Origin of the sequence: Erwinia sp. E_sp_B01_1 (assembly GCF_036865545.1) — a bacterium.
GTDB lineage: Bacteria > Pseudomonadota > Gammaproteobacteria > Enterobacterales > Enterobacteriaceae > Erwinia.
Genome location: NZ_CP142208.1, coordinates 4,479,631 through 4,492,078, shown reverse-complemented (window position 1 = coordinate 4,492,078; position 12,448 = coordinate 4,479,631). Strand labels below are relative to the sequence as shown.

The window sequence follows — 12,448 nt, the reverse complement described above, 5'->3', positions numbered from 1 at the left end:
CACTCCGACGGGAGCTAATCCGTGAAAGACTTACTTAAGTTTCTGAAAGCGCAAACTAAGACTGAAGAGTTTAGTGCGATCAAAATTGCTCTGGCTTCGCCAGACATGATCCGTTCATGGTCGTTTGGTGAAGTTAAAAAGCCAGAGACCATTAACTACCGTACGTTCAAACCTGAACGTGACGGGCTTTTCTGTGCGCGTATTTTCGGGCCGGTAAAAGACTATGAGTGCTTGTGCGGTAAGTACAAGCGCCTGAAGCACCGTGGTGTTATCTGCGAGAAGTGTGGCGTTGAAGTTACACAGACCAAAGTTCGCCGTGAGCGCATGGGCCACATTGAGCTGGCATCACCTACTGCGCACATCTGGTTCCTGAAATCGCTGCCTTCGCGCATCGGTTTGCTGCTGGATATGCCACTGCGTGACATCGAACGCGTGCTTTACTTCGAATCTTATGTCGTTGTTGAAGGCGGCATGACCAACCTTGAGCGTCGTCAGATCCTGACTGAAGAGCAGTATCTGGACGCGCTGGAAGAGTTTGGTGATGAGTTCGATGCCAAAATGGGTGCGGAAGCTATTCAGGCCCTGTTGAAAAACATGGACCTGGAGCAGGAATGCGAGCAGCTGCGTGAAGAGCTGACCGAAACCAACTCCGAAACCAAACGCAAAAAACTGACCAAGCGTATCAAGCTGCTGGAAGCGTTCGTTCAGTCTGGTAACAAGCCAGAGTGGATGATCCTGACCGTGCTGCCTGTACTGCCACCGGATCTGCGTCCGCTGGTACCGCTGGACGGCGGTCGTTTCGCCACGTCGGATCTGAACGATCTTTATCGTCGCGTAATCAACCGTAACAACCGTCTGAAACGCCTGCTGGATCTGGCTGCGCCAGATATCATCGTACGTAACGAAAAACGTATGCTGCAGGAAGCGGTAGATGCGCTGCTGGATAACGGCCGTCGCGGTCGTGCGATCACCGGTTCTAACAAGCGTCCTCTGAAATCTTTGGCCGACATGATCAAAGGTAAGCAGGGTCGTTTCCGTCAGAACTTGCTGGGTAAACGTGTCGACTACTCTGGTCGTTCCGTTATCACCGTAGGTCCATACCTGCGTCTGCACCAGTGTGGTCTGCCGAAGAAAATGGCACTGGAGCTGTTCAAACCGTTCATCTACGGCAAGCTGGAACTGCGTGGTCTTGCTACCACCATCAAAGCCGCCAAGAAAATGGTTGAGCGTGAAGAAGCTGTAGTCTGGGATATCCTGGACGAAGTGATCCGCGAACACCCGGTCCTGCTGAACCGTGCACCAACTCTGCACCGTCTGGGCATCCAGGCATTTGAGCCAGTACTGATCGAAGGTAAAGCTATCCAGCTGCACCCGCTGGTCTGTGCGGCTTATAACGCCGACTTCGATGGTGACCAGATGGCTGTTCACGTACCGCTGACGCTGGAAGCCCAGCTGGAAGCGCGTGCGTTGATGATGTCTACCAACAACATCCTGTCTCCAGCGAACGGTGAGCCAATCATCGTTCCTTCTCAGGACGTTGTACTGGGTCTGTACTACATGACCCGCGACTGTGTTAACGCCAAAGGCGAAGGCATGGTGCTGACTGGCCCTAAAGAAGCGGAGCGTGTTTATCGCGCCGGTCTGGCCTCTCTGCACGCTCGTGTGAAAGTGCGTATCACCGAGCACGAAAAGAACGAGCAGGATGAGTGGGTTACTAAAACCAGCATCATCGATACCACCATTGGTCGCGCCATCCTGTGGATGATCGTACCAAAAGGTCTGCCGTACTCTATCGTCAACCAGGCGCTGGGCAAGAAAGCTATCTCCAAAATGCTGAACACCTGTTACCGCATTCTGGGCCTGAAGCCGACCGTTATCTTTGCTGACCAGACCATGTACACCGGCTTTGCCTATGCAGCACGCTCCGGCGCGTCTGTAGGTATCGACGACATGGTTATCCCAGAGAAGAAAGTGGAAATCATCACCGAAGCGGAAGCGGAAGTGGCTGAGATTCAGGAGCAGTTCCAGTCTGGTCTGGTTACCGCTGGCGAACGCTATAACAAAGTGATCGATATCTGGGCTGCGGCCAACGAACGCGTTGCTAAAGCGATGATGGAAAACCTCTCTACTGAAGTCGTGATCAACCGCGATGGCGAAGAAGAGCGTCAGGTTTCCTTCAACAGCATCTTTATGATGGCCGACTCCGGTGCGCGTGGTTCTGCTGCACAGATTCGTCAGCTGGCCGGTATGCGTGGTCTGATGGCTAAGCCAGATGGCTCAATCATCGAGACGCCAATTACCGCGAACTTCCGTGAAGGTCTGAACGTACTCCAGTACTTCATCTCTACTCACGGTGCTCGTAAAGGTCTTGCGGATACCGCACTGAAAACCGCGAACTCCGGTTACCTGACCCGTCGTCTGGTTGACGTGGCACAGGATCTGGTAGTGACCGAGGACGATTGTGGTACCCACGAAGGTATCATGATGACCCCGGTTATCGAGGGTGGCGATGTTAAAGAGCCACTGCGCGAACGTGTTCTGGGTCGTGTGACTGCTGAAGACGTGCTGAAGCCAGGTACCGCTGATATCCTGTTGCCGCGTAACACGCTGCTGCACGAACAGCAGTGTGACCTGTTGGAAGAGCACTCTGTTGACAGCCTGAAAGTTCGCTCTGTAGTAGGTTGTGAAACCGACTTCGGCGTGTGTGCACACTGTTACGGACGCGATCTGGCACGTGGTCACATCATCAACAAAGGTGAGGCCATCGGCGTTATCGCTGCTCAGTCCATCGGTGAGCCGGGTACCCAGCTGACGATGCGTACGTTCCACATCGGTGGTGCGGCATCTCGTGCGGCTGCTGAATCCAGCATCCAGGTGAAGAACAAAGGTACGCTGAAGCTGATCAACGCCAAGTCGGTTACTAACTCCGCTGGCAAGCTGGTGGTGACTTCACGTAACACCGAACTGAAGATGATCGACGAATTTGGTCGTACCAAAGAGAGCTATAAAGTTCCTTACGGTTCTACCATGGCGAAAGGTGACGGCGAGCAGGTTGCAGCGGGCGAGACCGTAGCAAACTGGGATCCGCATACCATGCCGGTTATCACCGAAGTGAGCGGTTTCATTCGCTTCACTGACATGATTGACGGCCAGACCATTACCCGTCAGACGGATGACCTTACCGGTCTCTCCTCTCTGGTGATCCTGGACAGTGCGGAACGTACTGCCGGTGGTAAAGATCTGCGTCCAGCGCTGAAAATTGTTGATGCCAACGGCAACGATGTGATGATCCCAGGCTCCGATATGCCTGCTCAGTACTTCCTGCCAGGTAAAGCGATTGTGCAGCTGGAAGATGGCATCAAGATCAGTTCTGGTGACACCCTGGCTCGTGTACCTCAGGAATCTGGCGGTACCAAGGACATCACCGGTGGTCTGCCACGCGTTGCTGACCTGTTCGAAGCCCGTCGTCCGAAAGAGCCGGCAATCCTGGCTGAAATCAGCGGCATCATTTCCTTCGGTAAAGAGACCAAAGGAAAACGTCGTCTGGTTATCACCCCGATTGATGGCAGCGATCATTACGAAGAGATGATTCCGAAATGGCGTCAGCTGAACGTGTTCGAAGGTGAACGTGTTGAGCGTGGTGACGTGGTTTCCGATGGCCCTGAGTCTCCACATGACATTCTGCGTCTGCGTGGCGTGCATGCGGTGACCCGTTACATCACTAACGAAGTGCAGGAAGTTTACCGTCTGCAAGGCGTTAAGATTAACGATAAGCACATCGAAGTCATCGTTCGTCAGATGCTGCGTAAAGCGACCATTGCAAGTGCAGGCAGCGCCGACTTCCTGGATGGTGAGCAGGTTGAGTTCTCACGCGTTAAAATTGCTAACCGTGAGCTCGAAGCCAACGGCAAAATCGCAGCGACTTTCGCTCGCGATCTGCTGGGTATCACCAAAGCTTCTCTGGCAACCGAGTCCTTCATCTCGGCAGCATCGTTCCAGGAAACGACGCGCGTACTGACCGAAGCAGCCGTTGCGGGCAAACGCGACGAACTGCGCGGCCTGAAAGAGAACGTTATTGTGGGCCGTCTGATCCCAGCCGGTACCGGATACGCTTATCATCAGGATCGTATGCGTCGCCGTGCTGTTGGCGAAACGCCAGTGGCACCTCAGGTGACTGCGGACGAAGCGTCTGCCAGCCTGGCAGAACTGCTGAACGCTGGTCTGGGTGGCAAAAACGACTAATCCTCGTTTCTGTCCCTGACGTTAAAAACCGCTCTCCGGAGCGGTTTTTTTATGCCTGTAATCCGGCTCGTCTGGGAAATTTCAGATTTGAAAGTCATTATGCTTACATTGCTAATAAAAAGGGTATTGTTTTGCTAGCAATCACTCACTAAGGATATTTATGACTCTGGTAAAAACAATGCTGCTGGCTTCTCTGGCCCTGGCCCCGTTGATCTCAAATGCAGCGGACCAGGCTACGGTGAAAAACCCGGTCAGCGTGCATGTACTGAATCTGCAGACAGGCGTCCCTACAGCAGGGATTGAGGTTGACCTTGAGCAACAGCAAAAAGGGCAATGGATAAAACTGGCCTCGGGGACTACCGATCGGAATGGTCGTATTGCGGCATTGTTCCCGGCAGATAAACAACTGGCCCAGGGAGACTATAAGGTGGTCTTCAAAACGGGAGACTATTTTAAGAAGGTTAAACAGCCAACATTTTTCCCTGAGATCCCGGTGATCTTCCATGTTGAAGAGAGCGGCGAACATTTACATATCCCGCTGTTACTGAGCCAGTATGGGTATTCCACTTATCGGGGCAACTGATCTCAGGAGGTAAACATCCACTGGCAAAGTAGCGCTGATAAAAAAACCGCCCTTAAAGGCGGTTTTGTGTCATTTATGCAGGATAAAAATTGAGGTAACCCGGCTGGATTACCTCTGGTAATGGGGAGCCTGACTGTTGCCCAATGCCCAACGTCGAATCCCCAATGCCACACCACATTACTTATACCGGCGAATATCTTCACAGGTTAATCCGATATCTTTTAACTGCGTGTCGCTCAATCCGGAGAGGATTTTGCGGGTCTGGCTACGGAGCCGCCAGGCTTTCCATAACCGGTAAGGCAATCTGAACATCAGCTTAAAAGGCGATGCTGCGAAGGGCCGCGCAGCGCGGTTTTCTTGAAATTCCATCCTGCTCTCCTCATCTGGTTTTAACGCTATTTTGACCAGCAACGCAAAAGCAATACAGATGCAAAATTCACCTTTATTTAACATACAGATTGCGGGATAGTGAGTCTGAATGGTGACAGGAAACCGAATCTGTACTGGTTTTTTGTATAAAAATGGGTGGGAGGAGATACGATGACGCGATATCAACATCTGGCTGATCTACTGGCTGAGCGCATTCAACAGGGTTTGTACCAGTGTGGTGAACGGCTGCCCTCGGTAAGGATCCTGAGCGCTGAGCATGGCGTCAGCATCAGTACGGTTCAGCAGGCTTATCATTTGCTGGAAGAGCGTCAGCTCATCACTCCTCAGCCCCGTTCCGGCTATTTTGTGACTCCGCGTAAAGCAGAACCTCCAGTGCCAGCCCTGACCCGCCCGGCACAGCGTCCGGTTGAAATTACCCAGTGGGATGCCGTGCTGGAACTTCTGAATGCCAGGCAGGAAAAAGATATTTTTCAGCTTGGCAGCGGCATGCCCGATCTCGAACAACCCACCCTCAAACCGCTGTGGAAAATTATGAGTCGCCTCGGGCACCGGCAGGATGCGCGGTTGCTGAGTTACGACAATATCTACGGTGTGCCTGAATTACGTGAACAGATTGCCCGACTTTCTGTGGATGGTGGATGCCATCTGACGCCTGATGACATAGTGATCACCACCGGCTGTCATGAAGCGTTATCCGTCTCAATTCGTGCTGTGTGCCAGCCAGGCGAAATCGTGGCGGTAGAGTCCCCGACTTTCCACGGCATTATGCAAACGCTGCGGGGTTTTGGAATCCGGGCCATTGAGATCCCTACCGACTCCCAGACAGGCATCAGCCTTGAAGCACTGGAGCTGGCCTTTGAACAGTGGCCGGTAAAAGCGGTGGTGGTGGTGCCAAACTGCAATAATCCATTGGGGTTTATCATGCCGGAATCCCGTAAGCGTGCATTGCTTGCGCTGGCACAACGATTTGATGTGGCGATCGTTGAAGACGATGTCTATGGTGAACTGGCTTATGACTATCCCCGTCCAGTCACCATCAAGTCGTTTGATGATGAGGGACGTGTATTGCTGTGCAGCTCTTTTTCCAAAACTGTCGCTCCCGGATTACGGGTTGGCTGGGTAGTGCCAGGGCGTTATTTAGATCGCGTTTTGCATATGAAATACATCGTGACCGGCTCAACCGCGACGCAAACACAGATGGCAATAGCCGAATTTGTTCGTCAGGGGCATTACCCTGCGCATCTCCGCCGTATGCGTCAGCAATACCAGCGTAATCTGGAAGTTTTCACGCATTGGGTCAGGCATTATTTCCCCTGTGGTATTTGTGTCACCCGGCCACAGGGCGGGTTTTTGATGTGGATTGAGCTTCCGGAAGCCTTTGATGCAGTGCGCCTCAATAAGGAACTACGGGAGGCTAAGCTGCAGGTCGCCGTAGGGTCTTTGTTCTCCGCCTCGGGTAAATATCGCAACTGTTTACGTCTGAGTTATGCCCAACCTTTTAATGAAAAAACCGACAAAGCTTTAGAAATCCTTGGTGCGGCAGTAGAGCGTGCTATGGAACGCTGCGGATTGACTCTCCCTTCTTCAGTTCCTTCGCTGGAACAAGAAGGCAGGGTCAGCATGAGGGAGTAATCCTGACCCTGGTCAACCCCCTGAGGGGGTCAACGCGGTCACTTTACCGCCTCTGCTGAGGGATCCCAGCGGAGGTGGCTGACAATGTGTTGCTGCTTCCAGAGATTATTTATCTCATTACCTGCGTGTCACTTTTTTTACGAGCCCCTTCCCAGATAACCATCCCAGTCTTTCCAGACTGGCTGCATCCCCGCAGCCACCAGCGCTTCTGCCACCTGCTGAGGCCGGCGGTTATCGTGAGGCGAGAACTGTTCCAGCTCTGTCTGGCCATCAGCGTAGCCACCTGGCTGAGTTTTGGAAAAGGCGCTGAGGGTATTAATCGCCAGCGGCACAACTTTATCGCGAAACTGTGGCGACTCACGCGTCGAGAGCGACTGCTCCACTTCGGGTGCAAACAACCGGAAAGCGCAAATCACCTGAACCAGTTGAGCCTCATCCATCAAAGACGCTGGCTGTATACCGCCAGCACAGGGGCGCAGCCGGGGGAAGGCCACGGAATACCGGCTCTGCCAGTACGTTTTCTGTAACCACAGCAGATGCTCTGCCATCATATAGCAGTCAGTCCGCCAGCTGTCCGACAGGCCGATCAAGGCCCCAAGGCCAATCTTATCCACACCAGCCCGCCCCAGCCTGTCCGGCGTTTCCAGCCGGAAGAAGAAATCCTGTTTATTGCCTTTCAGATGATGCTGGCTGTAAACAGAAGGGTGGTAGGTCTCCTGATAAACCAACACGCCATCCAGCCCCAGCGTTTTCAGTTCGGCATACTCAGCTTCACTCATCGGCTGGACTTCCATCATCAGAGAGCTGAAGTGCTGTCGAATAGCCGGTAAATGTTCACGGAAATAAGCCATGCCTACTTTGCTCTGATGTTCACCCGTTACCAGTAATAAATTGTCGAAGCCCATCGCGCGGATGGCGGCACACTCCCGCGCGATCTCCTCTGCGTCCAGCGTTTTGCGCCTGATGCGGTTACTCATTGAGAAGCCGCAGTAGGTACAGTCGTTGGCGCAAAGATTGGAAAGATAGAGCGGGACAAAAAGATTAACAGCATGGCCGAATCGCTGACGGGTAAGACGCTGGGCTTTTTGCGCCAGCGGTTCCAGATAGGCCTGGGCTGCGGGAGAGAGCAGGGCCATCAACTCCTCGCGGCCCACTTTCGCGGCGTTCAGGGCGCGCTCCACATCGGCCGCTGTTTTGCTGTGGATCCGCATGCGGATGTCATCCCACTCCAGTTGCTCCCACTGCGAGACAAAACTTTTCATACCGGTTCTCCGGCCTGCAGGAAACTGGTTAGCGGGCTGGTGGCTACGGCCTGATAATGCCGGCTACCTAATCCGCTACGCCAGGCCAGTGCCCCTGCCTCAACGGCCAGCTTAAAGGCGCGAGCCATCTGCACCGGATCCTGCGCGGAGGCTATAGCAGTATTGACCAGTACGGCATCCGCGCCCAGTTCCAGGGCTTCGCTGGCGTGGCTTGGGGCGCCAATCCCGGCATCAATTACTACCGGGATCCCGGCCTGCTCAATAATGATTGCCAGGAGATCGCGCGTTTTAAGCCCCTGATTGCTGCCAATGGGTGCACCAAGAGGCATTACTGCCGCACAACCCACTTCCTCCAGTCGCCGGCAAAGCACGGGATCGGCATGGCAGTAGGGCAAGACGGTAAATCCTTCTCTTACCAGCGTTTCTGCCGCTTTCAGCGTTTCAATAGCATCAGGTAGCAGGTAGCGGACATCGGGATGGATCTCCAGCTTCAGCCAGCTTGTGCCCAGAGCCTCGCGCGCAAGACGAGCGGCGAAGATAGCTTCTTCGGCCGTTTTGGCACCGGAGGTATTTGGCAGTAGCTGAACTCCCAACTCCTGTAACGGGCGCAATATCCCGTCATCGCCACCGCGCAAATCCACCCGCTTCATAGCCATCGTCACCAGCTGGCTGCCGGACTCGCGCAGGGCATCAAGCATCACCTGCGGACTGGAGAATTTACCGGTGCCGGTAAAAAGACGTGATGAAAAGGTTTTATCAGCAATCTTCAGCATATCAGCCTCCGGCGATGGCCTGGAAAATCACCACTTCATCGCCCTCCTGTAAGTAATAGTCAGACCAGCGGTCACGGGAAATAATGTGCTGATTTACCGCCAGCGCGGTACCGGGCTGGTGGCGGCTAAGATGCTCCAGAAGCCCGACCAGGGTTGGTGTGCCAGCCAGCGTCAGGCTGTCATCGTTAACAAGCAATTTCATGACTGCTCCCACAAACTTTGCAGCCGGCACTGCGTTCCAGCGACAGCGTTCGCCAGGTTTGCTGCCGTCCGTCAAACAGGCGCAGTTTGCCAGCAAGACTGGAAGGCTGACCGGCAAGCATTTTCAGCGCCTCCAGCGCCTGAAGCGTCCCCATTACACCCACTACCGGGCCAAGAACGCCGGCATTGCGGCAATTACGTTGTGGCTCTGCTTCATCTGGCCACAGGCAGCGATAGCAGCCGTGGGTAAAGGGCGGGGTCAGAACCAGTAACTGGCCGCCAAAACCCACCGCGCTGGCGCTGATCAGGGGTCTGGCATTCCTGACGCAGGCAGCATTCACGGCATGGCGTGTTTCCATGTTATCGCTGCAATCCAGCACCAGATCGACCCACTGCACGGTTTCATTCAGCGCATCAGCGGTCATGCGGCGATCCAGCGCGATAAACTCAACTTGCGGGTTCAGGGCCTGAAGGTGCTTTTTGGCCATTGCGACCTTTGACTGGCCGGTTTCGGTGGAGCGGAAGAGGATCTGCCGTTGAAGATTGCTGATATGCACCTCATCATCATCAGCCAGCACCAGCTTGCCCACACCTGCCGCCGCGAGGTAAAGAGCGGCTGGTGAACCCAGGCCGCCAAGGCCGATAATCAGCACGCTGGCCGCCTGAAGCTTTTGCTGACCGTCCAGACCAAACTCCTCCAGCAGTAGCTGACGGCTGTAACGCATAAAGTCACTGTCACTGAACATCAGTTTCTTCTCCTGTCCCGGCCAGTTCAAGCAGCTGCGCCGTAGCGGCCCGCCAGTCGGCAGCCTGGGTAATAGCGCTGACGACGGCAATGCTACCCACGCCTGTAGCCAGTACTTGTGGTGCACGTTCCAGACTGATGCCACCGATTGCCACGGTTGATATCCCCTTCAGCCTGGAAACATGGCGCTTCAGCTCTTCCAGCCCCTGAGGGGAGGAGGGCATCGCTTTCGTTTGCGTGGGAAACACATGTCCCAGGGCGATATAGGAGGGCTGTTCAGCCAGCGCACGATCCAGCTCGCTGTCATCATGTGTTGAAAGACCCAGTCTCAATCCGGCCCGGTGCAGGGCATCCAGGTCGGCCACATCCAGATCTTCCTGTCCCAGATGCACGCCATACGCCTGATACCTGATGGCCAGGCGCCAGTAATCATTGATAAACAGGCGTGCCTGATAGCGTTTGCCCAGCGCCACGGCCGCCGCGATATCCTGTTCTACCGCCTGTTCCGGAAGATCCTTAATGCGGAGTTGCAGCGTACGCACGCCAGCATCCAGCAGGCGCTCAACCCATGCTACCGTTTCCACCACCGGGTAGAGGCCGAGACGTGCAGCCGTTGCGGGAAAGGGACCACGACTCATGCTTTTTCCTCCGGTGTAAATGCATCGGCAGGATGGTAAAGCTCACTGCCTCGCTTGCGGAAAGCCCGGGACATTTCAGCCATGCCAATCTCTACCGGTTGCGCTTCGGCTTCCTGTCTGGCGGCATACTCGCGGACTTCCTGAGTGATTTTCATTGAGCAGAATTTTGGCCCACACATTGAGCAAAAATGCGCAACCTTGCCCGATTCCTGCGGCAGCGTCTCATCGTGATAAGCGCGGGCGGTATGGGGATCCAGCGCCAGATTAAACTGATCTTCCCAGCGGAATTCGAAGCGGGCTTTAGACATGGCGTTGTCGCGGATCTGCGCGCCGGGATGACCTTTAGCAAGATCGGCAGCATGCGCAGCGATCTTATAGGTGATCAGCCCCTGCTTAACGTCCTCTTTATTGGGCAGACCAAGGTGCTCTTTAGGCGTCACGTAGCACAGCATGGCGCAGCCGAACCAGCCGATCATCGCGGCGCCAATGCCTGACGTGAAATGGTCATATCCCGGTGCGATATCCGTAGTCAGCGGGCCTAAAGTGTAGAAAGGTGCTTCATGGCAGTGTTCAAGCTGTTCGGTCATATTGCGGCGGATCATCTGCATCGGAACATGACCCGGCCCTTCGATCATCACCTGAACGTCATACTCCCAGGCAATTTTGGTCAGCTCACCCAGCGTGCGCAACTCGGCAAACTGCGCTTCATCGTTGGCATCCTGAATGGAGCCAGGACGGAGGCCATCACCCAGCGACAGCGAGACGTCATAGGCCGCGCACAGTTCGCAGATCTCACGGAAGTGTTCATACAGGAAACTCTCTTTATGGTGCGACAGGCACCACTTCGCCATGATCGAGCCTCCGCGAGAGACGATACCGGTCAGACGTTTAGCGGTCATCGGCACGTAGCGCAGCAGCACCCCTGCGTGAATGGTGAAGTAGTCGACACCCTGCTCGGCCTGCTCCAGCAGCGTATCCCGGAACACTTCCCAGTTCAGATCTTCTGCCACGCCGTTCACCTTCTCCAGCGCCTGATAAATCGGCACCGTACCAATGGGAACCGGACTGTTGCGCAGGATCCATTCGCGGGTTTCATGAATATTGCGCCCGGTAGAGAGATCCATCACCGTATCGGCCCCCCAGCGTGCCGACCACACCAGCTTCTCCACCTCTTCTTCAATTGAAGAGCTGACCGCAGAATTGCCGATGTTGGCATTGATCTTCACCAGGAAGTTACGGCCAATGATCATCGGCTCGGACTCTGGATGGTTGATATTGGCGGGGATAATGGCGCGTCCGGCGGCCACTTCCTGACGGACAAACTCAGGAGTGATGTTCTCCGGCAGCAGGGCACCGAAGCCATGACCCGGATGCTGTTGTAACAGGACTTCGCCACGGATCCGTTCACGACCCATGTTTTCACGCAGAGCGATAAATTCCATCTCAGGAGTAATTACGCCCAGACGGGCATAATGCAGCTGTGTGACGCAGCGCCCAGCAAGGGCTTTTCGTGGCCGGGGCAGTTGATCGAAACGCAGGTGATCGAGGCCTTCGTCCGCCAGCCGTTGCTGCGTATAAACCGAGCTTAGCTGCTCAATGTGCCCGGTATCGCCCCGGGCGAGGATCCAGTCGTTACGCAGCTTTGCCAGCCCGCGATGCACATCTATTTCCGCCTCGGGATCGCCATAAGGCCCGGCGGTGTCATAGACCGGCACCGGCTCATTCTCTTCAAAACGGGGTTGGTCTTTACTGCCGCCCACCCGGGTAGGAGTGAGCTGGATTTCGCGCATGGGGACACGAATATCATCACGGGAACCGGTAAGCCAGATGCGTTTGGAATTGGGGAAGGCTGTTCCTTGCAGGGAGTCGATAAACTTTTGTGCCTCGGCACGTTGCTCGCGACGGGTAGGTTTTTTAGTACTGGTAGACATAGCTCGTTCCTGAAAAATAGGGAATTTGCTTGCCTGGAGTCCGGAGGAGTA

The 12,448-nt window shown here is 54.8% G+C and carries 10 protein-coding genes; 3 read left to right on the top strand and 7 right to left on the bottom strand.

Going from position 1 to position 12,448, the window contains the following annotated elements:
- Positions 1-21: 21 nt before the first annotated feature.
- Both rpoC and uraH read left to right on the top strand, forming a co-directional pair.
- Complete coding sequence (gene rpoC, locus VRC33_RS20830) at positions 22-4,242, top strand: DNA-directed RNA polymerase subunit beta' (protein ID WP_338559069.1); 4,221 nt, start codon at positions 22-24, stop codon at positions 4,240-4,242.
- 178 nt (positions 4,243-4,420) lie between these two features.
- On the top strand, positions 4,421-4,825 hold the full coding sequence (gene uraH, locus VRC33_RS20825) for a hydroxyisourate hydrolase (RefSeq protein WP_338564377.1): 405 nt from the start codon (positions 4,421-4,423) through the stop codon (positions 4,823-4,825).
- Positions 4,826-5,002: 177 nt separating this feature from the next.
- On the opposite strand, the gene VRC33_RS20820 is transcribed toward uraH, so the two are convergent.
- Positions 5,003-5,194, bottom strand: a complete 192-nt coding sequence (locus VRC33_RS20820; RefSeq protein WP_338559066.1) for a DUF1127 domain-containing protein — start codon at positions 5,192-5,194, stop codon at positions 5,003-5,005.
- Positions 5,195-5,365: 171 nt separating this feature from the next.
- Here VRC33_RS20820 and VRC33_RS20815 point away from each other — a divergent pair, with 171 nt between their 5' ends.
- Entirely contained in the window at positions 5,366-6,847 is a 1,482-nt protein-coding gene (locus VRC33_RS20815; RefSeq protein WP_338559064.1) for a PLP-dependent aminotransferase family protein, read from the top strand.
- Between the two features lie 137 nt (positions 6,848-6,984).
- On the opposite strand, the gene thiH is transcribed toward VRC33_RS20815, so the two are convergent.
- Genes thiH through thiC form a run of 6 tightly spaced genes read right to left on the bottom strand, consistent with a single transcriptional unit; the run spans position 6,985 to position 12,397 of the window.
- Entirely contained in the window at positions 6,985-8,109 is a 1,125-nt protein-coding gene (thiH, locus tag VRC33_RS20810; protein ID WP_338559062.1) for a 2-iminoacetate synthase ThiH, read from the bottom strand.
- Complete coding sequence (locus VRC33_RS20805; RefSeq protein ID WP_338559060.1) at positions 8,106-8,882, bottom strand: thiazole synthase; 777 nt, start codon at positions 8,880-8,882, stop codon at positions 8,106-8,108. The genes thiH and VRC33_RS20805 overlap by 4 nt, the downstream gene beginning before the upstream one ends.
- Before the next feature lies 1 nt (position 8,883).
- A complete protein-coding gene (gene thiS / locus VRC33_RS20800; protein ID WP_338559058.1) occupies positions 8,884-9,084 on the bottom strand; it encodes a sulfur carrier protein ThiS in 201 nt (66 codons plus the stop codon).
- Positions 9,068-9,829, bottom strand: coding sequence for a HesA/MoeB/ThiF family protein (locus tag VRC33_RS20795; protein ID WP_338576839.1), 762 nt, complete (start codon positions 9,827-9,829; stop codon positions 9,068-9,070). Before VRC33_RS20795 ends, thiS begins: the two co-directional genes overlap by 17 nt.
- Positions 9,819-10,466, bottom strand: coding sequence for a thiamine phosphate synthase (thiE, locus tag VRC33_RS20790; RefSeq protein ID WP_338559056.1), 648 nt, complete (start codon positions 10,464-10,466; stop codon positions 9,819-9,821). The genes VRC33_RS20795 and thiE overlap by 11 nt, the downstream gene beginning before the upstream one ends.
- Complete coding sequence (gene thiC, locus VRC33_RS20785) at positions 10,463-12,397, bottom strand: phosphomethylpyrimidine synthase ThiC (RefSeq protein ID WP_338567447.1); 1,935 nt, start codon at positions 12,395-12,397, stop codon at positions 10,463-10,465. Before thiC ends, thiE begins: the two co-directional genes overlap by 4 nt.
- Between the last annotated feature and the right edge of the window lie 51 nt (positions 12,398-12,448).